The organism is Cohnella fermenti (assembly GCF_004801405.1).
GTDB classification, from domain to species: Bacteria; Bacillota; Bacilli; order Paenibacillales; family Paenibacillaceae; genus Cohnella; species Cohnella fermenti.
The window spans coordinates 117,410-142,265 of sequence record NZ_SSOB01000009.1; the positions used below are offsets into that span (position 1 = coordinate 117,410).

The following is a 24,856-nucleotide window of genomic DNA, read 5'->3' on the forward strand; positions in this document are numbered from 1 at the left end:
GCGAGACTGCGTTGGCGATTGCGAGATTGCGATTACGGTGCGGAGACTACGGATTCGCAGGCATCAGCTTGCTGACCAGATCGGCCGTCTTCTTCTTCGCGTTATCGTCGTCCAGGTTCGCCATGGCCGCCAGAACCTGCGATCGCGAGGAATCGGTCAGCGCTCCGAGAATGCGCAGCGCCTTCGCCTGATTCGTCTTCGCCATCTCGTACAGAATCTCCGCTGCGCTGGCAGGCGCCATCGCGGCGAACGTATTCTTCAATTCCGCCGTATCCAGAATGGAAGTGTCGGAATTGGCCGACTCCAATTCCTTGATCCGGGCTTGCAGCGCCGCGATCTGCTCATTCTCCGCGCTGTCCGCATCCTTGATCCGGCTCGTAACCTCGGCCGCAACCTTGGGCGTCATCTTCTCAAGAATTCGAACCCGCTGCGTGTCCGACATCGCGCCAAGGATGAGGGACGCTTCCTCGAGCGTCATGCTCTCCAGAATCGGAGCCGCTTTGCCCGGCACCATCTTGCCGTACATCTCGGCGAGAGACGAGATCTTCGAATCGTACTCGCCGGCAGAGATCGTGTTCTCTTCGGCTTGCTTGTTCAGAGACTCGATCTGGCTCTTAAGCGAAGCGATCGTCTGCTCGCTCTGCGCCGTCTTGTCCTTCTCCTGCTGCAGCTCCGCCTGTTCGCTGACCAGTTGCGCGTTCAGCTCTTCGATCTTCTTCATGGCGCTGCTTGCCGTTAATTCTTCTTCGCTGACTTCCGTTTGAGCCGGTTGCGACGGTTCCGGCAGGATCGAACCGAGCACCGGGATCTTATTGCCTACCTTCAGGGCGGAGTCCCTCAACTCGCTATTGAACAGGAACAACAATACGCCTAGCAGAACGGCTGTGAACAAGATGGGAGTCAGGAAAAAGAGGAACCGCTCGAAGCCGGAATATCCTTCCCTCTCCGCGTTAGCATTCGACACGAACTCCCCCTCCTTCTCTGTGTGGATGCCGAACCTGATGAATTGCTTATCTTCTCGCCGAGGCAGCCGCCCTCATGACCGCCATCTCGTCCAGGGAATTCTGCTCCTCCGCAAGCGTCTGAAGGTCGAACGCCGTCTTCGCCCGATCGCGGGCGTTCAGCCATACCTTCTCGTCCACCATTCGGTCGGCGAGCTTCGCCTGGCGGAGCCGGGCCGCTTCCTTCGCCTTGCGCACGCCTTCGCGCTGCTGGCGAATCCGCCCCTCGAGCCAGCCGATATACTCCTGCATTCGCTGGATCTCGAACAAGGAGGTCGGGCGCTTCGTCTGTTCCGCCAGCGCGCGCGCCATCTGCTCCAGATCCCCCGTTAGCGAAGCAAGCGTCTCTTCCTCGGTCTTGACCTTGCCGAGAGCGGCCGCGTATTCCCATTCCGCCATCGCTTTCTCGCTGCCCTTAAGATCGACTATCTTCTGAAGCGGATAATGGAATCTCATCGTCTCTCACGCCTCATCTCTTGTAGAAGTCGATGATCAGTCTCTCCTGGGCTTCCCGAAGCGTCACCTTCTCGCTTGTCTTCTGCCTCGTATAAGAGTTGATCGTCTGTATGAACTGGATCGACTTGTCGATCTCCGAATTCGTTCCCCGCTGATACGCCCCGATATTGATGAGATCCTCCGAATCCTTATAGACGGACAGCAACCTCTTCAATTGTTCGGCGGAATCCTGCTGGTCCTCGGAGACGATGTCCTTCATGACCCGGCTGATGCTGGCCAAGACGTCGATTGCCGGATAGTGGCCCTTATGCGCGAGCTGCCGGCTGAGCACGATGTGCCCGTCCAATATGCCGCGCACGGCGTCCGCGATCGGTTCGTTCATGTCGTCGCCATCTACGAGAACGGTATAGAACGCGGTGATCGAACCGGTTCGGCCGGTCCCCGCTCTCTCCAGCAGCTTCGGCAGAGCCGCGAACACCGAAGGCGTATAACCCCGCGTCGCCGGCGGCTCTCCGATCGCCAGACCGACCTCGCGAAGCGCCATGGCGTACCGGGTGACGGAATCCATCATCATCATGACGTTGAGCCCGCGATCCCGGAAGTACTCGGCGATGGACGTTGCGATCAGGGCTCCCTTGATTCGAATAAGCGCCGGCTGGTCGGAGGTCGCCACGACGACAACCGAACGGGCCAGCCCTTCGGGCCCGAGATCCCGTTCAATGAACTCGAGCACCTCGCGGCCGCGCTCTCCGATCAGCGCGATCACGTTGACATCCGCCGACGTGTTGCGCGCCACCATGCCGAGCAGCGTACTCTTGCCGACACCGGAGCCGGCGAAGATGCCCATCCGCTGCCCTTGGCCGACCGTCAGCAGCCCATCGATGCATCGCACTCCCGTTCCAAGCGGTTCGACAACCCTTGGCCGACTCAGCGGATTGCCCGGCGAGTTGTGCGTCGAGTAATGAGGCAATCTGGCCGGAAGCGCCGAGCCGTCCAGCGGCCTGCCCAAGCCGTCGAGCACCTTGCCGAGCAGCTCGGAGCCGACTTGAACGGTGAGCGGCCTGCCCGTCGTGACGACGTCGCAGCCGGGGCCGACCGAGTGCAGATCGCCAAGCGGCATGAGCAGAACGCGATTGTCCTTGAAGCCGACAACCTCCGCCAGAATCGGCGGGCCGCCCTTATGGGGATGAATCGTGCACACATCGCCGATGCTGGCGTCCGGACCTTCGGATTCGACCGTCAGTCCGATAATCTGGGTGACCTTGCCGTTAACGCGAATCGGATCGATGTGCCCGAGCGCTTCCTCGTAGCGGGACGCATCAAGAAGTCTGGACATCGGCGTTCCTCTCCTCGGCCGGATGAGCGGCAATTCGCAACAGTTCCTGACGAATGGCGGCGAGCTGCGTGTCGATCCTCGCGTCGATGCTGCCGAAGGAGGAGCGAACGATGCACCCGCCTTCCCCGACCGTCGGGTCGGGAATGATCTGAAGCTCGGCCTGCGAGTCGATTCCGAGCGCAAGCTCGTCCTTCGCGGCTTGCACGAAGGCGAACTGGGAAGGGGCGACGCACAAAGTGATGACCCCCTGCTCCTTGCGTCTTGCGAGCGCTCTGGCAATGAGCTCAAGCGTCAGCTCGGGCTTCTCCTCGAGCTTCGAAGCGATCACCTTCTCGGCAATCTTGCCGCTAAGCTCAACGAGGAACAGCTCTGCGTCCGAGATGATGCTCTCCTTCGTCAAGTACGCTTGCTTGACAATCGAAGCCGCTTCCTCGAGCTCCTGCGCCCATCGCTCGCGCATCTGCCGCTCGGCTTGCTCGCTGCCTTGGCGGAAGCCTTCCTCGTAGCCGTGCCGCCTTGCCTCTTCGACGATCTGTTCGTCCTCCTGGCGGCGCCCCTGCCACCACTCTTCGGCTTCCCGCTGCGCCTGCGACCGGACGCTCTCCGCTTCCTCGCGGGCCGCAGCCAGAATGTCTTCGGCGACTTGCTGGGCGTCCTGCAGAATTCTTTCCTTCATTGTTTGTGTTTCGACATCCGCCGAGGATATTCCTTCGCCTTCGCCGGCGGAATCCGAAATATTTCGCGGTTTGGTCGCGAGCCGAAGCTGTTCGATTCGCTTTAGGTCCTCGATTGAGATCACATGGGAGGATTTTATTAAATTAGACAATAATATCGTCTCCTCCGCCGCGAGCGATGATGATCTCGCCCGCTTCTTCGAGCCTGCGAATCGTCGCTACGATGCGAGTCTGCGCTTCCTCCACGTCGCGCAGCCGAACGGGCCCCATGTATTCCATCTCTTCCTTGAACGTATCCGCCATGCGCTTGGACATGTTCCGGAAGATCGCTTCGCGAACTTCGTCGCTGGCCACCTTGAGGGCGAGCTGAAGGTCGGCGTTCTCGATATCGCGAATGATCCGTTGAATCGAACGATTGTCCAGGTTGACGATGTCCTCGAAGACGAACATCCGCTTCTTGATCTCTTCCGCAAGCTCCGGGTCCTGAATCTCGAGCGAATCGAGAATCGTGCGCTCTGTTCCGCGGTCGACGCCGTTCAGAATCTGAACGATCGCCTCGATGCCGCCTGCGTTCGTGTAATCCTGCGTGACCGTCGAGGAGAGCTTCTGCTCGAGCACTCTCTCCACTTGAGCGATAACCTCCGGAGACGTGCTGTCCATCAAAGCGATTCTTCGCGCCACGTCCGCCTGCTTGTCCTGCGGCAGCGAAGAGAGCACGGCGGACGATTGATCCGGCTGCAAGTAGGACAGAACCAAAGCGATCGTCTGAGGGTTCTCGTTCTGGATAAAGTTCAGAATCTGAGTCGGCTCCGCCTTGCGGGCGAAGTCGAACGGGCGAACCTGCAGCGTAGCCGTCAGGCGATGCAGAATATCCGATGCCTTCTGCGACCCGAGCGCCTTCTCGAGAATCTCCTTCGCGTAAGAGATGCCGCCCTGCGAGATAAATTCCTGCGCGAGACAGATCTGGTGGAACTCCGCCAGAATGGCGTCCTTCTCCCCGCTGTCGACCTTGCGAACGTTGGCGATCTCCAGCGTCAACTGCTCGATCTCGTCGTCCCGCAGGTGCTTAAAGATTTGAGCGGATACGTCCGGCCCCAGCGTGATCAGCAGAATCGCTGCTTTCTGGCGGCCGCTTAATTGATAATTGCCCGAACCCATCTTAGCCACCAATGACACCTCTATTCATCCACAAGCCACGTCCGTAGCAGATTGACGAACTCGTCCGGCTTGCGCTTGGCCAATCCTTCCAACTGCTTGCGCACCTGGTTCTCGTTCGTGACGCTGTCGATATCGATCGTCGGCGTCTCCACTCTCGGCAGATCCGCAACCGCGAGCTCTTGCTCCTCCTTCGCCTTCTGGCGACGGCGATAGAGCAGGTAGCCTCCGCCTCCGAGCAGCGCCAGGGCGACAATCGCCGCGATCGCAAGCGAAGAGGATGAGACCGACAGACCGCCCGAACCGACGTCCGCGACGGAGAACGATTCCGAGATGACGGATACCCGCTTGGCGAGATCTTCGTCCGACAAGGTCTGGCCCGAATCCGCCAGCAGCGTTCTGACGTCGTTAACGAGCTTCTGCTGAATCGACTGCTGCTTCTCCTCGGTCATTCCTTCCGAGTCGACGGCAACGCTGATCGACAGATCCTTGACCTGGTACGGAGCGAACGTCGTGTTCACCGTAACCCGGCTCGGCTCATAGTTCGTCATCGACTGGGTTTTCTCGGAAGAGGACCCCGTAGAGCCGCTTGTCGACGGATAATTCGCAATATCGGTATCGCCGACTCCCGCAACACCGCCCGTGGAGCCGTCCGAACCGGTGTACGACTCGGCCGTATTTTCCTCGCTGATGATAATTCCTTTATTGTCGTTGTTGTCCAGCGGCTTCACCAGCGATTCCTGCTGGGTCTTCTGGTCGAAGTTAAGCGACGAGACTACGCTGACGACCATCTTGTCCATGCCGACCATCGTCGACAGGAATTGCTCGATCTTCGTCTTGATGCCGTTCTCGAACTTGCGTTGAATCTCGAATTGCTGATCCAGCAGCGTCCCGCTTACGGCGCTGCTTCCTCCGATCTCGGCGGACGGAGTCAATTGGCTCGTCTGGCTCGTGATCGTGATGTCGTCGACGCTCAGATTGGGAACGGCCGTCTTCACGAGATTGAAGTAGCTGTCGATCTCTTCCTGCTTGGGCCGGAAGCTCGGCTTGAACGTCAACTGCACGGAAGCGGAAGCCCGCTCCTTGTCCGAGTCGTTCAGGAACACGCTCTCCTCGGGAAGGTTGATCAGAACCTTCGCCCGCTGAATCCCCTGCATGCCGAGCAGCAGTTGCTGCACCTCGCCGTTCAGCGCGTTGCGGTACTTCACGTTGAATTCCTGATCGGTCGTGCCGATCGAGGAGGCATTCTTGCTCAGCTCCGAGAAGCCGATCGAACCGTTCTGCACGAGACCTTGAGAGCCCACGGCCACCTTGACCTTCGCGGCGTCGGCGCTCGGGACCGAGATGCTCGTGCCTCCGTTCTGAAGCTTGTACGGAATGCCGCTGCTGTCGAGGTACTCCATGATCGCCTGCGAATCGGTCGAGTCCAGATCCTGGAAGGCCAGTTCATACTCCGTTCGGGTGAACAAGACGGTCAGAAGGATAATGACAATAATGAGAAGTCCGGCCGAAGCGGCCAATACCCACTTTTGTTTCTTGCTGTACTGATTCCAGAAGCCCTTAGCTTTATCCCGCATACGGGCCAACTTCTCGCTCACGATTCCACCTCACTTGCGAACTTTGCTGCATCGTAGATCTGCGATTAGATGGTTATCCGCATAATTTCCTGATAAGCTTCGATAACCTTGTTCCGAACCTGTGAGGTCAAGTCGAGGCTGAGCTCCGCCCGGGACGCGGCAATCAGCACGTCGTTTACATCGGCCTGGCCGATGATGAACTGATCGTTGACAGTATGTACGTTCTGCTCTTGCGCGGCGACGCTGTCGAGCGCTTGCTGAAGGAAATTCGCGAAGCTCTCGGTCGCCTCCGCAGGAGTCGTAGTCTTCGCATTCGCGGAAATATTCGAATTTGCGGAAACACTTGAAATTGCCGGCTGAATTGCCGATAAAGAAGGTATACTTATCATACTTTTTCCTCCTCGCATTCAATAGGTTCGGTCGAGGTTCGGTCGGAAGGCTTACTTGCCGAGCTCCAAGGACTTCATGAACATGGCCTTGCTGGCATTAAGCGCGGTGACGTTAGCCTCATAGGAGCGGGTGGCCGAGATCATGTCGACCATCTCCTTCAAGATGTCGACATTCGGCATGCTGACCATGCCGTCCGCGTCCGCATCCGGATGAGTCGGATTGTAGACTTGCTTAAACGGTGTCGAATCCTCGCGAATCTCCGTTACCCGGACGCCGGCCGAAGTGCCGGAATCCAGCTTGCCGTTCAGAATGTCGGAGAAGCTCGGCTGATCCGGCTCGAACACGACTTCCTTGCGGCGATACGGCACGAATTCGCCGTTCACGTAGCTTGCTCTCGTCGTCTCGGCGTTCGCGATGTTGGAGGAGATAACATCCATGCGAAGCCGCTGAGCCGTCAATGCGGACGCGCTCGTATCAAATCCGCTTAGCTTCATAGAGTTGGGTTGCCTCCTTATGGCTTGAATCTATCGATGGCTTGAATCTATCGATGGCTTGAATCTATCGACATATCGACATATCGACATTTTAAAGCTACCGAACGGGGCTTCCGAATCGATCGGCCTTTAATCCGGCGCTTTATCAGGTGCCCTTGATCGCCGTTCGCATCATCGTGACTTCGTGGCTGATCTGCTGAACGAACAGATTGTAGCGAAGCTGGTTCTCTGCGATCAGCGACATCTCTTTGTCGATGTCGACATTGTTTTTGCTGTTGTTGAATATCGTGCTCTCGTCCGTCACCACTTTAGAAGAAGGGATCGCGCTCTGCGAGCTGCCGATAACCAGATGCCTCTCGTCCGTACGCGTGCCTGCGAAGGAGCCTATGCCCTGCGAATTCATCGCCTGCTCCAGCAGTTCCTCGAAGACGACGTCCGACCGTTTGAAGTTGGGAGTATCCACGTTAGCCACATTATTGGCGATGACCTGCTGTCGCAACGAAGCGGCTTTTATGGCGCCTTCCAGCCTCTGGAACGACGCTCCGCCTAACAAATCCACCACGTACCGCCCCTTTTCCATTTTTAAGTCTTTTAAAGTACCCATCGGCTGCATAAATGAAACATTCAACATTCCATTATTCAACAACCATTGCGCATAATCCTGCCTGTTCGACATCTTTTTTCAAATCGTCACAATTCGAGTCGATTCCTGGCAGATTAAAAATTTCTAAGATCAATCATCCGATATCGGCCAAAAAGTGACAATAAGAAAAAAGCCCTATCTTGTTTCCAAGATCGGACTTTTGAACGGGAAACTATTTCCAATCGGACTATGCCTTGCGGGACTCCAGTTCCTGAAGCAATTTGTCGTTGAGAATGCGAATATAGGTGCCCTTCATCCCAAGAGAACGAGTGTCGATAACCCCGGCGCTCTCCAGCTTGCGCAGCGCGTTTACGATGACCGAGCGGGTAATGCCGGCGCGGTCGGCGATCTTGGACGCGATGAGCAGCCCTTCTTTGCCTTCCAGCTCTTCGAAGATGTGGTCGACGGCTTCAAGCTCGCTGAACGACAAGGAATTGACCGCAATCGTTACGACGGCTTTGCTCCTTGCTTCGACCTCCCGCTCCTCCGCCCTCTCGCGAAGAATCTCCATCCCGATAATCGTCGACCCGTATTCCGCTAGAATGAGTTCATCATCCCCGACTTCCTCTTCACGAGATAGGACTATAGTCCCAATTCGATCTCCTCCGCCGATAATCGGCACGATCGTTACTTTCTGCCCGGAAAATGCGGATTCTACAGGGCTCAGCGCCTTCTCCGGCGCTTCGTTCGAGGCTGTGGACGTAATTCGTAAAAATAGTTCGTTCGTCTCCCCCGGAAAACGGAGCTCGTCCGCCGAATTCTGGCGCAGCCACGCTTCCGCGAAGGAAGCGGCTTGCGCCGCCCCCAGAATCTTGCCGCGGCGGCTGACGACAAACACACCGCCTCCGAGCGTTCCCCGCAGCGCTTCCGCCATCACTCGGAAGTTGAGCGGCTTGCCTGCCGCCTCCTGAAGCAGGCCGTTCAGCGTTCTGATCTTAGAAAGCAAACTCATGTTAACGATATCCTCCTACGTAACCGCCCGCTGCCGCTACAAAATATATTGGCTCAAATCGCGATCGCTGGCAATGCTGGACAGTTTATCTCTCACATATTCCGGCGTAATCGATAGCTGCGTGAGCTGCAGCTCCGGCGCCTCGAAGCTCAAATCCTCGAGCAGCTTCTCGAGCAGTGTATGAAGTCGGCGTGCGCCGATGTTCTCGGTGTTGCGGTTCACGTCCTGGGCCATTCGCGCCAGCTCGACGATCGCGGCATCGGTAAATTCGATCTCGACCCCCTCCGTCGCCAGCAACGCGGCATACTGCTTCGTCAGCGCATTCTCCGGTTCCGTAAGAATACGCACAAAATCGTCATCCGTCAAGCTGGATAATTCGACCCGGATCGGGAAACGTCCCTGAAGCTCGGGGATAAGGTCCGAAGGCTTCGATACGTGGAACGCACCAGCCGCGACGAACAGCACGTAATCGGTCTTGACGGGGCCGTACTTCGTCACCACCGTCGATCCCTCGACAATCGGCAGAATGTCTCTCTGCACCCCTTCGCGGGACACATCAGGCCCTTGCCCCCTGCCGTTGCTGGCGATCTTGTCGATCTCGTCGATGAAAATAATTCCGGACTGCTCGGCTCGCGCTACGGACTCGGAGATCACGTCGTCCATGTCGATCAGCTTGCCCGCTTCCTCCACGATAAGCGCCTTGCGCGCCTCCTTGACGGACAGCTTGCGCTTCTTGCGCCGCTTCGGCATGAATTGGCTCAGCATCTCCTGCATATTGCCCATCTGGTCCTGCCCCGGCCCGCCGAGCATATCGAGCATCGTCGGCGTCGTATCGTCGACCTCGATCTCGACGATCTCGTTCTCGAGGGTGCCGGCCTTCAGCTTGGCAAGCGTATCCGCGCGCTTCGTCTGCAGGGACGGATCGACCGGCTCCGGCTCGTCGGCCGCCTGCTGGTTCTGCCCTCCGCCGAACAGCATCTCGAACGGATTGCGCTGCGGCTTCTGCTTCGAGGAAGACGGCACGAGCAGCGCCGCCAGCCGCTCGTTGGCAGCCTCCTCCGCCTTGTCGCGCACCTTCTCCGTGCGCTCCTCCTTCACCATGCGGATCGCCGTCTCGACGAGATCGCGTACCATCGACTCGACGTCTCGGCCCACATAGCCGACCTCGGTGAACTTGGTCGCCTCCAGCTTGACGAACGGGGCTTGCACCAGCTTCGCGAGCCTGCGGGCAATCTCCGTCTTGCCGACGCCCGTCGGCCCGATCATCAGAATGTTCTTCGGCACGACCTCGTCCCGCATCGCCTCCGGCAGCTTGCTGCGGCGATACCGGTTCCGCAACGCGACAGCGACGGATCTCTTCGCCGGCTTCTGTCCGACGATATACTTATCGAGCTCTGCAACGATCTGGCGGGGAGTCCACGAATCATTCCACGAATCTCTGCCCGCATCCTTCCCCGCATCCTTCTTCAATGAATCGTTCATCATTGCCATCCCTCCGATTCTGTTGCTCGCGTTCAGATCTCTTCGACGACCAGATTATTGTTCGTGTACACGCAGATCTCGGAAGCGATCTGCAGGGCGTTCTTCGCGATCTCCTTCGCTTCCAGATCGGGAGCGTGGCGCTTGAGCGCTCGCGCCGCAGACAGCGCGAAGCTCCCGCCCGACCCGATCGCCAGAATGTCGTCGTCCGGCTCGATCACCTCGCCGTTGCCCGACAAGAGCAGCATGCCGGAGGCGTCGATGACGATCAGCATCGCCTCCAGCTTGCGCAGCACGCGGTCCGACCGCCAATCCTTGGCGAGCTCGACCGCCGCCCGCTGCAAGTTGCCGTGGTGCTCTTCCAGCTTGCCTTCGAATTTCTCGAATAGCGTGATCGCATCCGCGACGGAGCCCGCGAAGCCCGCGAGCACTTGCCCCCTGTACAGACGGCGAACCTTCTTGGCCGTGCTCTTCATTACCATGCTGTTGCCGAACGTCACCTGCCCGTCGCCGGCGATCGCTCCTTTGCCGTTATGGCGCACCGCGCATATCGTGGTGGCGTGGAATGACATCTCCATTCGGATTCCTCCTCGAATTGCAAACTTATGACAAGCATCCAAGGCATGAAACGCGGCGAAGCAGCAGGCGCTCTGTCCGGCTGCCGCTGCTTCATTGTGCCTTGATCTCGCTTGATTGGCGAATTGTCGACTTGAACTCGTCGATCGCTTCCAGCGCGCGCGCCGCGATCCTGTCGTTCTTCTCCTTCTTGCTGCGAACGCGGGTGTCCAGCGGCGGGAACAGGCCGAAGTTCGCATTCATCGGCTGGAAGTGCCGAAAGTCGGCCGTCGTGATGTACTCGGCCATGCTGCCGAGCGTCGTCTCGGACGGCAGCGGCAGCAGCTCCAGCCCCCGTGCCAGTCGTCCGGCGTTGAGCCCGGCGATAAGACCCGATGCGGCCGATTCCACATATCCTTCCACGCCCGTCATCTGGCCCGCGAAGAAGAGCGATTCCCGTCCGCGGAATTGGTAGGTCGACTTCAGCAGGCGGGGAGAGTTGATGAACGTATTGCGATGCATGACTCCGTATCGAACGAATTCGGCGTTCTCCAAGCCCGGGATGAGCGAGAACACGCGCTTCTGCTCTCCCCACTTCAGATGAGTCTGGAAGCCGACCAGATTGTACAGCGTTCCGGACGCGTTGTCCTGGCGAAGCTGGATGACTGCGAACGGCTGCTTGCTCGTATTCGGATCGACCAGCCCGACCGGCTTCAGCGGACCGAACAGCATCGTCTGCTTGCCCCGCCCCGCCATGACTTCGATCGGCATGCAGCCTTCGAACACCATATTCTTCTCGAAGTCCTTCACCTCGGCCGTCTCCGCCGTCGTGAGAGCTTCGTAGAACGCCTCGAACTCCTCTTCCGTCATCGGGCAGTTCAGGTAAGCCGCTTCGCCCTTGTCGTATCTCGAGGCAAGGAAAACCTTGTTCATGTCGATAGAGTCCTTCATGACGATCGGCGCCGCAGCATCGAAGAAGTAAAAGTACTCTTCGCCGAGCAGCTCGCGAATCTGCGCCGATAGCTCCGGCGACGTGAGCGGCCCGGTCGCCAGCACGACGATGCCGTCCGCCGGGATCTGGGTGAACTCCTCGTTCACGACCGTGATGAGAGGATGCTCCCGCAGCCGGCTCGTCACCTCTCCGGAGAACCCTTCGCGGTCGACCGCGAGCGCTCCCCCCGCAGGAACGGCGTTCCGGTCGGCTGCGGACAGAATAAGCGAATCGAGCCGCCTCATCTCTTCCTTAAGGACGCCGACGGCGTTCGTCAGCCCGTTCGCCCTTAGACTGTTGCTGCAGACCAGTTCCGCGAACTGATCCGTATGATGCGCCGGCGTCCGGCGGACGGGTCGCATCTCGTACAGTGTGACCGGAACCCCCTGGGAAGCGATTTGCCAAGCGGCTTCGCTTCCCGCGAGTCCCGCGCCTACGACGGTAACCTGCGTATGGTGAGCCAACTTAAGTACCTCCTGCGCCTTGCTTGTATCCTATTCGATACCGGTTCCGCTTCATGCCGGCACCGGCCGCTTCCGGCTCGGATTATTCCAGATCCGGCCCTTCGTCGGCCTCCGGAGCCGTCTCGCTGTGCGAGCACTGCGTGCAATTCCAGGTCGCCCCGCTCCTCGTCCGCTTCTCGGTCATCATTGAACCGCATTCCGGACAAGGCTTCGCGACCGGCTTATCCCAGGAGACGTAGTCGCACTCCGGATATTGATCGCAGCCGTAGAACATGCGCCCCTTCTTGCTCCGCCTCTCCACAATGTGGCCCTTCTTGCACTTCGGGCACACAACGCCGGTCGCCTTCACGATCGGTTTGGTGTTGCGACATTCAGGGAAGCCCGAGCAGGCGAGGAACTTGCCGAAGCGGCCCATCTTGTACACCATCGGACTTCCGCACTTCTCGCAGATCTCGTCGGAAGGCTCGTCTTTGATCTCGATCTCCTTCATCTCTTCCTCGGCCACTTCGAGACGCTTCTCGAACGACTTGTAGAACTCCTCGATGACGTCGATCCAGTTCTCCTTGCCTTCTTCCACATGGTCGAGATCGCCTTCCATGTTCGCCGTGAACTCGGTGTCGAGAATCTCAGGGAAGAACTCTTCCATCAATTGATTGATCAGGTCGCCGAGCTCCGTCGGGAAAAACTTCTTCTCTTCAATCGCGACGTAATTGCGCTTCTGAATTGTCTCCAGCGTAGGAGCATAGGTACTCGGGCGCCCGATTCCCAGCTCCTCCATCGTCTTCACGAGACGCGCTTCCGTATAGCGAGGAGGAGGCTGCGTGAAGTGCTGTTTCGGATCGAGTTCCTTCGTCTCGACCGCATCTCCGGAACGGAGCGGCGGCAGCAGGCGATCTTCCTCGGTCGTGCCGTCGTCGTTGCTCTCGACATACACCTTCATGAAGCCGGAGAACTTCAGCTTCGAACCGTTCGCGCGGAACGTGGCCGGGCCGCTTACAAGATCGACCGTCATCGTATCGAGCACGGCGGAAGACATCTGGCTGGCGACAAAGCGCTCCCACACTAGCTTGTAGAGACGAAGCTGATCTCGGGACAGGAACGGCTTCATCTGCTCCGGCTCGCGGAGCACGGACGTCGGACGGATCGCTTCGTGCGCATCCTGGGCGTTCGCGTTCTTCTTCAGGTATACCCGGGGAGTCTCGGGGTAATAGCTCGCACCGTACTTGCCTACGATAAAGCCCTGCGCTTCCTCCTGGGCGACGGGAGAGATACGCGTCGAGTCCGTTCTCATGTACGTAATGAGACCGACGGTGCCTTCCTTCCCGAGATCGACGCCCTCGTAAAGCTGCTGCGCGATCTGCATCGTCTTCGAGGCGCGGAAGTTCAGCTTGCGTGCCGCTTCCTGTTGCAGGGAGCTCGTAATGAACGGCGGAGACGGGTTGCGCTGACGCTCCTTCTCCTTCACTTCGCCGACCGAGAACGGCTGCCCCGCAATCGCGGCGAGAACCTCGTTCACGTCCGATTGGCTCTTCAGTTCCTTCTTGTCGTCGCCAAGCGCGTGGAACTTCGCTTCGAACGCCTTCCCCTCTCTAAGGAGATGCGCCGTAATGCTCCAGTATTCTTCCGGCACGAACGCCTTGATCTCATGCTCCCTGTCGATGATCAGCTTGACCGCGACCGACTGAACGCGACCGGCGCTAAGCCCCTTCTTGACCTTCTTCCAGAGCAGCGGGCTGATCTTGTAGCCGACCAGGCGATCAAGCACGCGGCGAGCCTGCTGCGCGTTCACCAGATCCATATTGATAGGCCGCGGAGCCTTGAAGGCGTCTTTGACCGCTTGTTTCGTAATTTCGTTGAATACGACACGGCACGTGTCCGACTCGTCGAGCTCCAAATAATGCGCCAAGTGCCAGGCGATCGCTTCTCCCTCTCTATCGGGGTCGGCCGCCAGATAGACTTTCTTGACTTTCTTGCTGGCGTCCTTCAGTTCCTTGAGGACGCTCCCTTTGCCGCGAATCGTAATGTACTTCAGTTGGAATTCATTGCCGATCTCCACGCCGATCTGGCTCTTCGGAAGGTCCCGAATATGGCCCATGGACGCTTTAACGATAAATTTGCTGCCCAAGTATTTGCCGATTGTCTTGGCTTTAGCCGGTGACTCTACAATAACGAGTGAATCCGCCACGTCCATTCCTCCTCTCCAACAGTCAACAAGTTCTTAGACCGAGCTTACATCGCTCCGCAAGAACTTCCCTTCAGCGAATCGTTTATACGAACCAAGGTGTTGGGTGAAAATATGCGCTTTATCTGTAAGGATACTCATAAAACCGTCCGAACGCAAACATCGTTCGCGAGCGGCCCCTACGATCGCCCTTTTGTCCTCGCGATAACGACCATCTTCGGCGGACCATATTCCCTCCTCGGGTTCTCGTTGCCCATCATAACACGAGCATCGGGAAGAGCTCAAATTCCTCCCTTCCCGAATCGCGTCCCTTCATTAATATACTAGATGACTTCGTAGATCGATCCTGGCAGTAGCTGAACGAGCCGCTTCATCTGCAAGCCGAGAAGAGCCGCGTGCAATTGGCCCGCCGGCATCCCGCTCCAAGCAAGCAACTCGTCGATGGTGCGCGCCCCCTCTTCTGCAAGCCATTCGTGCAGCGCCTCTTCCTCCGGCGTCAGCTCCTCGGCCTTCCCCGCATTCGAGTGGCCGCTGGCGGCCGCTTCCTCCGGCTGGCCGTTCGCCCTTCTCCATTCTCCGAGCGTCCGAACGTAATCCGTGAGAACATCGTTCGCGCCAAGGACCGGCTTGGCCCCGTCGTTCAGCAGCTTGAGCACTCCGACGCTGCGCGGCGACGTGATCGGCCCCGGCACAATATATACGTCCCGGTTGTAATTCAAGGCGTGCGTGGACGTGATCAACGCCCCGCTCCCTTCGCCCGCTTCCACGATAAGCGCTCCCTGGCATAAGCCCGCGATGATCCGATTGCGCAAGTAGAAGTGCGCCTTCGTCAACGGAGCCCCGAGCGGAGATTCGGAGATTGCAAGCCCTTCGTCGACGATCTCCCGGTACAGTCCGCGATTCTCCGACGGATACGGATGATCGACTGGCGAGGCCAGGACGGCGATCGTCGTCCCGGGCTTGCCGAGCGCGCCGATGTGCGCCGACGTGTCGATGCCCCTCGCCAGTCCGCTCACGACCGTTATCCCGGACTGCGCGCACGAGGCCGACAGCTCCTCCGCCATGCGTTTGCCGTAGGCAGTTGCGGTCCGTGTGCCGACAACGGCAATCGCTGGCCTCAGAAGGAGCTCCAGCCTTCCTACGGCATACAGCACCCAAGGAGGGTCCTCGATATGCTTCAGCAGAGGCGGATACTCCGGGTCCAACCTCGTGACGACTTTGATGCCCGCCCTCTCCCTTTTGCGAATCGCCAGCTCGATCTTCTCGTCCGTCAGCCTCTCGGCGAGGTTCGCCGCTTGCCTCGCAGACAAGGCGAATTCCCGCCAATCCATCGCCCTCCGATGGTTCGCTCCTTCCAACGCCCCGCACGCGATCACGCGCCTTATCGTGATCCATCCTACGCCTTCCGTCTCGTGCATCCCGACAAGCAGTTCGCTTGCCTCCCAATCCCGCGCCATGCTCCCCCGCCTCCTAATGGGCACCGACTGCCGCAATCGTTCATCGCTTCAAAACAGAAACAGCCCTCCGCTTCCCTCGTTCGAGGAATGCGGAAGGCTGCCTGCCTATCCGATATCGTTATGGCTTAAAGCCGAATTAGCTCTTGCACTTCTCCAGCAAACCGCGCTCTTCAAGCACGCCCACCAGCGTAGCGCCCATCTCCGAAGGAGTCGGGGACACGCGAATGCCGCACTCTTCGAGCTTCGCAATCTTCTCGGCCGCCGTGCCCTTGCCGCCCGAGATGATGGCGCCGGCATGGCCCATGCGCTTCCCTGGAGGCGCGGTTGCGCCGCCGATGAAGCCGACGACCGGCTTCGTCATGTTCGCCTTGACCCACTCCGCCGCTTCTTCTTCCGCCGTTCCGCCGATCTCCCCGATCATGATGACCGCATACGTGTCAGGGTCTTCGTTGAACAGGTTAAGGATGTCGATGAACTCGGAGCCCTTGACAGGGTCGCCGCCGATGCCGACAGCGGACGATTGGCCGATGCCGCGGGATGTGAGCTGATGAACCGCTTCGTACGTCAGCGTTCCCGAACGGGAGACGACGCCTACGTGGCCCTTCTTGTGGATATAGCCCGGCATGATGCCGATCTTGATCTCGTCCGGCGTAATGACGCCCGGGCAGTTAGGCCCGATCAGGCGAGTCTTCTTGCCTTCCATGTAGCGCTTGACCTTGACCATGTCCAGCACCGGAATGCCTTCCGTGATACAGATGACGAGGTCGAGCTCGGCATCTACCGCTTCCAGGATCGAGTCGGCCGCGAACGGCGGAGCGACATAGATAACGGAAGCCGTTGCGCCCGTAGCCGCTATCGCTTCTTTAACCGTGTTGAAGATCGGCAGCGTTACCTTAGTGCCGTTCTCCAGGTCGAAATCGATCGTTTGGCCGCCCTTGCCAGGCGTAACGCCGCCGACCATCTGCGTGCCGTAATCCAGAGCACCCTTGGCGTGGAACGCGCCCGTTGCGCCTGTGATGCCTTGGGTGATCACCTTGGTGTTCTTATCGATCAAGATACTCATGACTTCACACTCCCCGGTTGGTTCTCCCTATTTCACGAGCGCAACGATCTTCTGCGCGCCGTCAGCCATCGAATCCGCAGCCACGATGTTCAGGCCGGAATTGTTCAAGATCTCTTTGCCGAGATTCACGTTCGTGCCTTCGAGGCGTACGACGAGCGGCTTGTCCAAGCCAAGCTCGCGGGCAGCCGCGACGACGCCTTCGGCGATGATGTCGCACTTCATGATGCCGCCGAAGATGTTGACGAAGATTCCCTTGACGTTCGCATCGCTGAGGATGATCTTGAACGCTTCGGTAACCTTCTCCTTGGTTGCGCCGCCGCCTACGTCGAGGAAGTTGGCCGGCTCGCCGCCGTAATATTTGATAATGTCCATCGTCGCCATGGCGAGACCGGCACCGTTGACCATACAGCCGATGTTGCCGTCGAGGGCAATGTAGGACAGATCGAACTTGGATGCTTGAATTTCCTTCTCGTCTTCTTCATCCAGGTCGCGAAGCTCCACGATGTCCTTGTGGCGGAACAATGCGTTGGAGTCGAAGTTCAGCTTCGCGTCGAGAGCGATAATATCGCCTCCACCGGTTACGACGAGCGGATTGATCTCCGCGATCGAGCAATCCTTGTCCACAAAAGCCGCGTACAGCGACAGCATGAACTTGATTGCCTTGTTGACAAGCTCGTTCGGGATGTTGATCGCATATGCCAGGCGGCGCGCTTGGAATGTCGTCAGGCCGATCGCCGGATCGACGACTTCCTTGATGATCTTCTCCGGGGAATGAGCGGCGACTTCTTCGATCTCCGTGCCGCCTTCTTCGGAGCCCATCAGCACAACGCGGCCCGTTCCGCGGTCAACGACCAGACCGATGTAATATTCTTTCTTGATGTCGCAGCCCTCTTCGATCAGAAGACGCTTGACTTCCTTGCCTTCCGGACCGGTCTGATGAGTAACCAGCACCTTGCCGAGAATTTGCTCCGCATATTGCTTGACTTCGTCCAAGCCCTTGGCAACCTTGACACCGCCGGCCTTGCCGCGTCCGCCCGCATGGATCTGAGCTTTGACGACAACGACAGGCGTGCCGAGCTCTTGAGCCGCGCTTACAGCTTCTTCGACAGAGAAAGCGACCTTGCCGTTCGGCACGGTGACGCCGTACTGTCTCAAGACTGCCTTGCCTTGATACTCATGAATATTCATGGCCTAGCATCCTCCCGTTTTGCACGCATCTGAAGAATCTCTGGGTACTTTTGCATGTACCGAAACCTTAACCATTGTAACACCTTTTCCGCGAGTCTTCCTCCATTTTTCATCTTTTTATTAGTCCCAATCGGCAATGATTTCATATCGGAATGCGATCATTCAACCCCTAACCGATAATAGATTTACCAATACGCAGAAATCTAACCATCCGCTGTCGTTTTCTTCGCAGCGGGTGCGATTTTCTTCAATTGGATGTCCGGCTGCTCCTCGCCCCCGCGCTTAACCGCCTCGCTCGCAAGCCTCTCCTCTTCTTGGATGGGGATTTTTCCAATTGCTTGAAGCTCTCAATTATTTCCCCGATTGTCCCGATATTATTTGTAGGCAAGGGGGATAATCGTGGATTTTGACGTTTCGTTCAGCGGATGGGCCACGGCTTTAATCATTCCAATCGCAGCCCCGTTTATCAGCAGCTTGATTACATACATAAAAATGTCGCGAGAAGAAAAACTGCTGCTTCACCAAAACATTCAAATTTTTTTGAAGCTGCTGGCGGGGATCGGCAAATTTCTCTTGATCACCGGAATCGCTTTGTTCATCGGTTCCTTCGAGAAACAAGACCGTTCGAGAATCGAACACTTTCCGTATGTCTCCGAATTGCCGGTTCCCTCTTGGGTGCTTTATACCTCATTATGGGTTGCGGTGCTTCTATTCGGATGCGCTCTTGGAATCAGATGGGTAAACAAGGCGAAGCTCTGGTTTGCGACAACCATGAACATAGGCGATAAACAAGTCAATTGCAGGGTCGTAAAAATTATCGTTTTATTCATTTTCTTCTATGCCTATATCCTTAGCCCGATAATTATAGCCGGATACACGCTTAACGTGTTATTGTTCTACTGGTCAGCCGCGTTCGAATTAGACGTCAAGAGTACCATCGAAACAGTGGGTTATTTGTTCTCAGACGTGCCGGCATTCGAAAGCGTGTTCCTCGTTATCTGTTACTTCATTCTCTACTTAGCCGTACGAGTAATCTACGCACAGTTGTTTTATATCAGCAGCTTGTTCACATCAACCAAAATCACGGCGGACATCAAGCTGATTACGAATGAGGTGTTCTTGAACATGGCGATCCTCAAAACAAGCATCGATGGCTCTTCCTTGCTTGTGAAGGACTTCGACGATGAGACCGACAACAAAATCATTCTCCCCAAATCGTCCATCCTGTACATTAAATTCAACCTCAAACAAACTCAAGATCTTGCGAGCGATGAGAATCCCGAGGAGACCGCGGAAACGGACGAAATCTTGGAGTCGATGGAGCGCGCGGAAGAAGTCGCAGCAACGACAGAATCCCCCCTTCGCATCTTGCTTCCTCCCGATTACAAATAACATCGGGAAGCACTCTACGCCGGCAGAACGGCCAAAATTCGTTGCAGTCGAAGCGTCCGATACGCCTGCTTGCCGTTGTCGAAAGCATATACGGATTTGCTCGTTACTTCCAGAACATGAACCACTTTGCGCGTAAGGCGGCCGATGGAATTCAAATAAACAATCTCTACTCGACAACCGATATACTTACCGATAGGCATCTCCGTTCGCCTCCGAATAGGAACGTTCGTTCTTGTTATATGAGACATTATAAACCCGAACTTACGTTCTTATCAAGAGGAAATTTGGGCGATGGCCGACGATTTGACACCCTTGCTTATCCAAGTTAGAATGCAAATATATGGAACAGCGCGGAAAGGAAGCACCTTTCTCCATCGTTGCTTGGGAGGAGGGTGTTTCTTTGTTATGTATGTGAAAATGCTCAGCGCAACCGTCGCCGGCGTCGAGGGACGACTGATCGAGGTGGAAGTCGATATTGCGAGCGGTTTGCCTCAAGTGAATGTGGTCGGACTTCCCGACCCGGCGATCCGGGAGTCCATCGAGCGGGTTCGCACAGCCATCCGCAACGGTGGCATGAAGTTTCCGCTTGACCGCATCACGGTCAATCTCGCCCCTGCCGATATGCGCAAGGAAGGAAGCGCCTTCGATCTCGCCATCGCGGCCGGCATTCTCGGGGCGAGCGGCCAGCTCCCTCCCGAGATGCTGGAAGGCTCGCTGCTGATAGGGGAGCTGTCGTTAAGCGGAGAGATTAAGGCGGTTCCCGGCGTTCTGCCGATGGTCGAACGGGCCCGGAACGAAGGATTAAAGCAAGTGTTCGTACCGCGAGCGTGCGTTGCCGAAGCTTCGCTCATCGAAGGTATTCGCGTGCGGGGAATCGGTTCGCTCGGCGAGTGGATCATCGGAGGCGGTCGCGCCCAGATCTACCCTCTCGAATCGCCTGGCAAGGGAGCCGCCTTCTCTTCCGTTCCTGCCGACACCGATGCCGAGATCGATCTCTCCGACGTAATCGGACAGCAACACGGCAAGCGCGCGCTTCTTATTGCAGCCGCGGGAATGCACAATGTTTTGTTTATGGGTCCGCCGGGTACGGGCAAAACGATGCTGTGCCGACGCCTCCCGACGCTGCTGCCGCACCTCGACGACGACGAAGCGCTCGCCGTCACGAAGATTTACAGTGTCAGCGGCAAGCTGCCGGGCGAACGACGCGGGCTGATTCGGCAACGCCCGTTCCGGTCTCCGCATCACACCGTATCTGCGGCCGGCCTCATCGGCGGCGGCTCCGTCCCGAAGCCGGGAGAAGTGACGCTCGCCCATCACGGCGTGCTGTTCCTCGACGAGATGCCGGAATTCCAGCGTGCCGCGCTCGAGGCGCTGCGCCAGCCGCTTGAAGATCGGCACGTGACGATCGGCCGCGCCCGCGGCGTCGTGCGTTTTCCCGCGCGGTTTATGCTGGCTTGTTCGATGAATCCGTGCCCTTGCGGATTTTACGGCACGGATTCGAGCTCAGCCCCCGGTAAGAACGCTTGCACCTGCACCACGATTGCCATCTCTCGCTATCGGGGGCGGATGTCAGGCCCCTTGGCCGACCGCATCGACCTGCAGGTGGAGATGCCCCGGCAAGCGTCGCCCGGCGGCGTGCGGGGAGGCCTGTCCTCCGCCGAAGCCCGGGCCATCGTCGAAGCCGCCTTCGAGCGACAGTTTCATCGCTACCGCAAGCTCGGCATTCGCTGGAACAGTGAGCTGCACGGCCGACATCTCCGCCAACACGCAGCTCTGTCCGGCTCTGCCGAGAAGCTGCTGCACACCACCTACGACCGCATGGGACTGAGCTTCCGAGCGCATGACCGAATCCTGAAGATGGCCCGAACGATCGCCGACCTGGACTCCTCCGACGCCATCCGCGAAGAGCACGTCGCCGAAGCGATCCAATATCGCTGCCTGGACCGTTCCGAAGTGTAAGAGACAGCCGGATTTCCGCCATCGGCTAAAGTGAATTTTCATATTCCATTGGTGTGGATCGGGTTCGAATGCGATCGATAAATTTTAATCATCGAGCTTAATCCGAACTACGCTTAAACAACCGTCAGGGAAGATCGCCCTGGCGGTCCTTTTGCGCAGCCGTGATATTCACCTCCAATTCGCTGACTTTTGCGATTTTATGTGATTTTTCACATTCGTCGGCTTGAATTGGATAGAATCGAGGCGTTTTATATGATTTTTAGCATGTATACGGAAAATCGAACCGAAATTTCCTCCATGAATATGATTTTTCGCATAAAAATAGGCGATGTCCCCCTTTTCGGGCAGCACCAATGTGATTTTTCACATAAAATCAGGTTCCCATCGGGTTCGTCGGCTGTGATGGCTTCAGTAACTTCGGCGTAGTCAGCGAGTTTAGCAGTCCCTCCACGCGTCTATAGTCGCTCCAGTTGAGTCGTGGTTACTCAGCCGCACCCACCATGTCTGTTCGTATGTCCTCACTTGAGTAACCATGTTCCTCATCTCGGTACCTCCGCGCACCTATCGCTGCTCCAGTTGACCCGTGGTTGCTGATCCACGCCCACCATACCTGCTCGTACGCCCGCATTTGAGTAACCACGACTCATCTCGGTTTAGCGAGTTCAGTAGGTTTGATGGTTTCGGTGTGTTTTGAGTTGGCCCACAACGTAAAAAAGAGCCCCTCAGAAGGCTCCTTTAATGTGCTTCAGCTCGGCGATCTCGCCGCCGGGGGCAAATGTGACGGCGATGACGTCGAAGCGGATGCGGCTCGGCTCGCGGCGGGTCTGGTTCAGGTAGACCTGTGCGGTGCTTCGGACTTGTGCGCACTTGCGCAGGGTGACCGCCTCGATGGCGGTGCCGAAGCGCGTCGCCCCACCGCGGCGCGAGCGAACCTCCGCGATCACGAGAGCATCGCCGTCCGTGGCGATGAGGTCGAGCTCGCCTGTGCGGCAACGCCAATTGCGCGCCACGATGCCGTAGCCGCACCGCTCCAGATGCTTCGCCGCGGCTTCCTCGGCCGCCCGGCCCGTTGCCAGGCGCAGGTCCGGCCGGGACAATCTGCGCTTGTCAGACGAGTGCTCCCTTTGCATTCACGACCTCCTCCTCGCTAAGGAAGCATATGACCGTCGTCGGATCGCAAGCCCGCCCGCCGGTCCGTCCGGTAGACGAAGCTGAGCACCTCCGCGACCAGCCGATACAGTTCCGGCGGAATCTCCTGCTCCAGATCGAGCTTGGACAACACTTCGACGAGGGAGGTGTCCTCCTGGATCGGCACCCCGTTCTCCTTCGCCTTGCGGACGATCTCCTCCGCGATGACGCCTTGTCCCTTCGCCACGACGACCGGCGCCGCGCCGCGCTCCGGGCTGTACTTCAAAGCGACCGCCTTGCGCCGGGGGTACAGCCCTTCCTCGTTCTTCTCGTCGGGCAAGCCGGATGATTCGCTCATGCTCGGTAGTCAACTCCCTTGTACGGCTTGGCGGCATAAGCGGAACCCGCTTGCTCCTGCAGAATGCCCGCGGCCCATGCGGAGGACGCCGACGCGCCTTCCTTGTCCGAGCTCTCCGGCTCCGCGGGGACCGCGACAGGGAATGCCGACGTCTTGAGCGACAGGAGCTGGTAGCCCGCCTCCTGCATCCCGCGCGCCGCTTCGTCCCGGGCGGATTCGAGCAGTTCGAGCGCCCATGGACGGTCGTTCAGCACCCGCAGCGAGACAACTTTGTCCACGATCTGCACGTCGACGAGCGTATCGCCAATGTGACTCATATTCAGTTGGAAAACAAGGCGGCAATTGCCCGAGTCCCATTCGCCCTTGCGCCCCCGCCGCGTCTGGATCTGGATTGTGGCGGTCGTGTCGCCGTTCTGTCCTTTGATTGGCACAAACAGCGTCATGTGGCTCATCATCGCCGTATTCTGCCGTTCCGCGGAGAGCAGCAGCTGTTGGCCGGTAATCTGCTGCGCCATTCCCTGCGCGGCTTCCTTGAGCGCGGCAGGCACGTCGTCACCGCCGGCCAGCGCCAGCAGAGCGCTCTTGAGCGATTCCATCGAGGTCGACGGAGCGTCGTCCGCCGCTCTGCCGACCGTCTCCGCCGCCGTTCGGCCGACCAGCTCGCCAGAGAGCAACTGATGCGCAAGCTGCCGCTCATGGCTCGCGCCGAGCAGCTCCATGAAGCGGCCGAGCCAGGAGCCGTCCGCCGCAGGCCGGGCATTCGCCGCCCCATCCGCGGCCGAACCTCCGCGAGCGTCCGCCGCCTGCGCTGCCGCCCCGGCTCTTGCGGCCTCGCCGCCCGCCGCGCCTCGGGCGCCCGCCTCGACCGCTTCGCCGCTTCGTCCGGCGTCCGCCGGCCTGGCCGAAGCGCCGCCGCGCGTCTCATCGCCTGCCGCGAGCGCACCCCGGGCGCCGTCCGCTCCGCCGGCCACGCCGCCAACCGCCGCGCCTCCGCCGCTGCCTCCGCTTCCGCTCGGCGTTCCGCCGGCCGACCGACCGGCGGCGTTCAGCTCCGGATCGCCGCCCTTCGCCGCGGCGCTCGCCCCTTCCGCCGCACCCGGCATCGCCTGCCCGGCGGCCTCGCGCCCTCCCGACATCGGGGGGACGGCCGCCCGGCCGCCTCCGCCCTCCTGCACGGATGCGCTACGGCCCGGAGCGGCCCCTTCCGCTCCGCCGCCGCCCGCAAGCTGTCTCGCCCCTTCGCTCAGCAGCTCCTGGCCGCGCGCCAGCAGTTGCTGCAGCTTCTTCGCGGCCTGCAGGCCCGCATCCGCCGGCTCGCCCTCTTGCGTCGTCCCCTTGCCGACGTAATCGGCAAGCAGCGATTCCAGCTTGTTCATCTGCTCGCTCAGTTGCGGGCCGTACAGCGCCGTCTTCAGAGACGAGATCGTCGCTTCCGTCGCTTCAAGGCCCCGCCTGAAAGCAACTCCCGCCGCATTCATCCACGTCTGGACATCTTCGCCCGCCGGCCTCGCGGCGGCCGCCTGCTTAAACCAGCTCGCCGTCTCCTTGTCGATCGGATAGCCGTCCCGCCGAAGGCCCCGCATCAGCTCGAAGCTCCACTTCTGATCGGGCAAGCCGAACGACTTCGCCACATCCTTCAGCGCTTCGTCCGCCGGAGCCGCCGTCAAGTCGGCCAGCGTCTTCAGCACGATGGCCCCCGCGCTCGAATCCTGCGACACCTGCAGCAGCGTGCCGCGGCCGACCGGCAGTTCGGCGTCGAGCTTGGCCCGCACCTGCGCCCCGTTAATCTGGATGAGCGCCTCGCCTTCGTCCAGCACCTCCAGAAGAACTCCCCGCACGATCTGACCGATGCGCAGCTCCAGCGCACGAGCATCCGTCGGCTGGCCGTCGTTCAGCATGGCGCGCATGAGATTCCCGATATTCATGTTCACGCTCGCGCTCACCCCTTATGTACTCTTAGTA

At 58.8% G+C, this 24,856-nt stretch carries 23 protein-coding genes; 2 read left to right on the forward strand and 21 right to left on the reverse strand.

The window, feature by feature from the left end:
* Positions 1-46 precede the first annotated feature (46 nt).
* From E6C55_RS09125 to sucC, 17 genes are all read right to left on the reverse strand, one after another.
* The gene (locus tag E6C55_RS09125) at positions 47-964 is read right to left on the reverse strand and encodes a MotE family protein (protein ID WP_136369474.1); all 918 of its coding nucleotides are present in this window, start codon (positions 962-964) and stop codon (positions 47-49) included.
* Positions 965-1,010: 46 nt separating this feature from the next.
* Positions 1,011-1,457, reverse strand: coding sequence for a flagellar export protein FliJ (gene fliJ / locus E6C55_RS09130; RefSeq protein WP_136369475.1), 447 nt, complete (start codon positions 1,455-1,457; stop codon positions 1,011-1,013).
* Positions 1,458-1,470: 13 nt separating this feature from the next.
* A complete protein-coding gene (fliI, locus tag E6C55_RS09135; protein WP_136369476.1) occupies positions 1,471-2,793 on the reverse strand; it encodes a flagellar protein export ATPase FliI in 1,323 nt (440 codons plus the stop codon).
* A complete protein-coding gene (locus E6C55_RS09140) occupies positions 2,777-3,469 on the reverse strand; it encodes a FliH/SctL family protein (protein ID WP_230986615.1) in 693 nt (230 codons plus the stop codon). The genes fliI and E6C55_RS09140 overlap by 17 nt, the downstream gene beginning before the upstream one ends.
* Positions 3,470-3,611: 142 nt before the next feature.
* Entirely contained in the window at positions 3,612-4,625 is a 1,014-nt protein-coding gene (gene fliG / locus E6C55_RS09145) for a flagellar motor switch protein FliG (protein ID WP_136369552.1), read from the reverse strand.
* 20 nt (positions 4,626-4,645) lie between these two features.
* Entirely contained in the window at positions 4,646-6,220 is a 1,575-nt protein-coding gene (fliF, locus tag E6C55_RS09150) for a flagellar basal-body MS-ring/collar protein FliF (protein WP_136369478.1), read from the reverse strand.
* A gap of 44 nt (positions 6,221-6,264) precedes the next feature.
* Positions 6,265-6,588 (reverse strand): flagellar hook-basal body complex protein FliE, encoded by a 324-nt coding sequence (fliE, locus tag E6C55_RS09155; protein WP_136369479.1) that lies wholly within the window; start codon positions 6,586-6,588, stop codon positions 6,265-6,267.
* Positions 6,589-6,639: 51 nt separating this feature from the next.
* The gene (gene flgC / locus E6C55_RS09160; RefSeq protein WP_136369480.1) at positions 6,640-7,083 is read right to left on the reverse strand and encodes a flagellar basal body rod protein FlgC; all 444 of its coding nucleotides are present in this window, start codon (positions 7,081-7,083) and stop codon (positions 6,640-6,642) included.
* A gap of 145 nt (positions 7,084-7,228) precedes the next feature.
* Positions 7,229-7,642 (reverse strand): flagellar basal body rod protein FlgB, encoded by a 414-nt coding sequence (gene flgB / locus E6C55_RS09165; protein WP_136369553.1) that lies wholly within the window; start codon positions 7,640-7,642, stop codon positions 7,229-7,231.
* 271 nt (positions 7,643-7,913) lie between these two features.
* A complete protein-coding gene (gene codY, locus E6C55_RS09170) occupies positions 7,914-8,678 on the reverse strand; it encodes a GTP-sensing pleiotropic transcriptional regulator CodY (RefSeq protein ID WP_136369481.1) in 765 nt (254 codons plus the stop codon).
* Positions 8,679-8,714: 36 nt separating this feature from the next.
* Positions 8,715-10,160, reverse strand: coding sequence for an ATP-dependent protease ATPase subunit HslU (gene hslU, locus E6C55_RS09175; protein ID WP_136369554.1), 1,446 nt, complete (start codon positions 10,158-10,160; stop codon positions 8,715-8,717).
* A 32-nt stretch (positions 10,161-10,192) separates the two neighbouring features.
* Positions 10,193-10,735: an ATP-dependent protease subunit HslV gene (gene hslV / locus E6C55_RS09180; RefSeq protein WP_136369482.1), complete on the reverse strand. Its 543-nt coding sequence runs from the start codon at positions 10,733-10,735 to the stop codon at positions 10,193-10,195.
* A 91-nt stretch (positions 10,736-10,826) separates the two neighbouring features.
* Complete coding sequence (gene trmFO / locus E6C55_RS09185; RefSeq protein ID WP_136369483.1) at positions 10,827-12,167, reverse strand: FADH(2)-oxidizing methylenetetrahydrofolate--tRNA-(uracil(54)-C(5))-methyltransferase TrmFO; 1,341 nt, start codon at positions 12,165-12,167, stop codon at positions 10,827-10,829.
* 82 nt (positions 12,168-12,249) lie between these two features.
* Entirely contained in the window at positions 12,250-14,352 is a 2,103-nt protein-coding gene (gene topA / locus E6C55_RS09190; RefSeq protein WP_136369484.1) for a type I DNA topoisomerase, read from the reverse strand.
* 320 nt (positions 14,353-14,672) lie between these two features.
* A complete protein-coding gene (gene dprA / locus E6C55_RS09195) occupies positions 14,673-15,806 on the reverse strand; it encodes a DNA-processing protein DprA (protein ID WP_136369485.1) in 1,134 nt (377 codons plus the stop codon).
* A 136-nt stretch (positions 15,807-15,942) separates the two neighbouring features.
* Positions 15,943-16,869: a succinate--CoA ligase subunit alpha gene (gene sucD / locus E6C55_RS09200; RefSeq protein ID WP_136369486.1), complete on the reverse strand. Its 927-nt coding sequence runs from the start codon at positions 16,867-16,869 to the stop codon at positions 15,943-15,945.
* Positions 16,870-16,896: 27 nt separating this feature from the next.
* The gene (gene sucC / locus E6C55_RS09205) at positions 16,897-18,057 is read right to left on the reverse strand and encodes an ADP-forming succinate--CoA ligase subunit beta (RefSeq protein ID WP_136369487.1); all 1,161 of its coding nucleotides are present in this window, start codon (positions 18,055-18,057) and stop codon (positions 16,897-16,899) included.
* Between the two features lie 399 nt (positions 18,058-18,456).
* Between sucC and E6C55_RS09210 the strand changes: the two genes are divergently transcribed.
* Positions 18,457-19,449 carry a hypothetical protein gene (locus E6C55_RS09210; protein WP_136369488.1) on the forward strand — a complete coding sequence of 331 codons (993 nt, stop codon included), beginning with the start codon at positions 18,457-18,459 and terminating at the stop codon, positions 19,447-19,449.
* Between the two features lie 14 nt (positions 19,450-19,463).
* Here E6C55_RS09210 and E6C55_RS09215 read toward each other — a convergent pair whose 3' ends face one another.
* Complete coding sequence (locus E6C55_RS09215) at positions 19,464-19,649, reverse strand: WYL domain-containing protein (protein ID WP_136369489.1); 186 nt, start codon at positions 19,647-19,649, stop codon at positions 19,464-19,466.
* Positions 19,650-19,854: 205 nt separating this feature from the next.
* On the opposite strand from E6C55_RS09215, the gene E6C55_RS09220 reads away from it, so the two are divergent.
* Positions 19,855-21,408: a YifB family Mg chelatase-like AAA ATPase gene (locus E6C55_RS09220; protein WP_136369490.1), complete on the forward strand. Its 1,554-nt coding sequence runs from the start codon at positions 19,855-19,857 to the stop codon at positions 21,406-21,408.
* A gap of 722 nt (positions 21,409-22,130) precedes the next feature.
* On the opposite strand, the gene E6C55_RS09225 is transcribed toward E6C55_RS09220, so the two are convergent.
* From E6C55_RS09225 to E6C55_RS09235, 3 genes are read right to left on the reverse strand one after another with little or no spacing between them, the layout of a single operon-like run.
* Positions 22,131-22,538 carry a YraN family protein gene (locus tag E6C55_RS09225; protein WP_136369491.1) on the reverse strand — a complete coding sequence of 136 codons (408 nt, stop codon included), beginning with the start codon at positions 22,536-22,538 and terminating at the stop codon, positions 22,131-22,133.
* Positions 22,539-22,555: 17 nt separating this feature from the next.
* Entirely contained in the window at positions 22,556-22,894 is a 339-nt protein-coding gene (locus E6C55_RS09230; RefSeq protein WP_136369492.1) for an EscU/YscU/HrcU family type III secretion system export apparatus switch protein, read from the reverse strand.
* On the reverse strand, positions 22,891-24,825 hold the full coding sequence (locus E6C55_RS09235; protein ID WP_136369493.1) for a hypothetical protein: 1,935 nt from the start codon (positions 24,823-24,825) through the stop codon (positions 22,891-22,893). The genes E6C55_RS09230 and E6C55_RS09235 overlap by 4 nt, the downstream gene beginning before the upstream one ends.
* Positions 24,826-24,856: the final 31 nt, after the last annotated feature.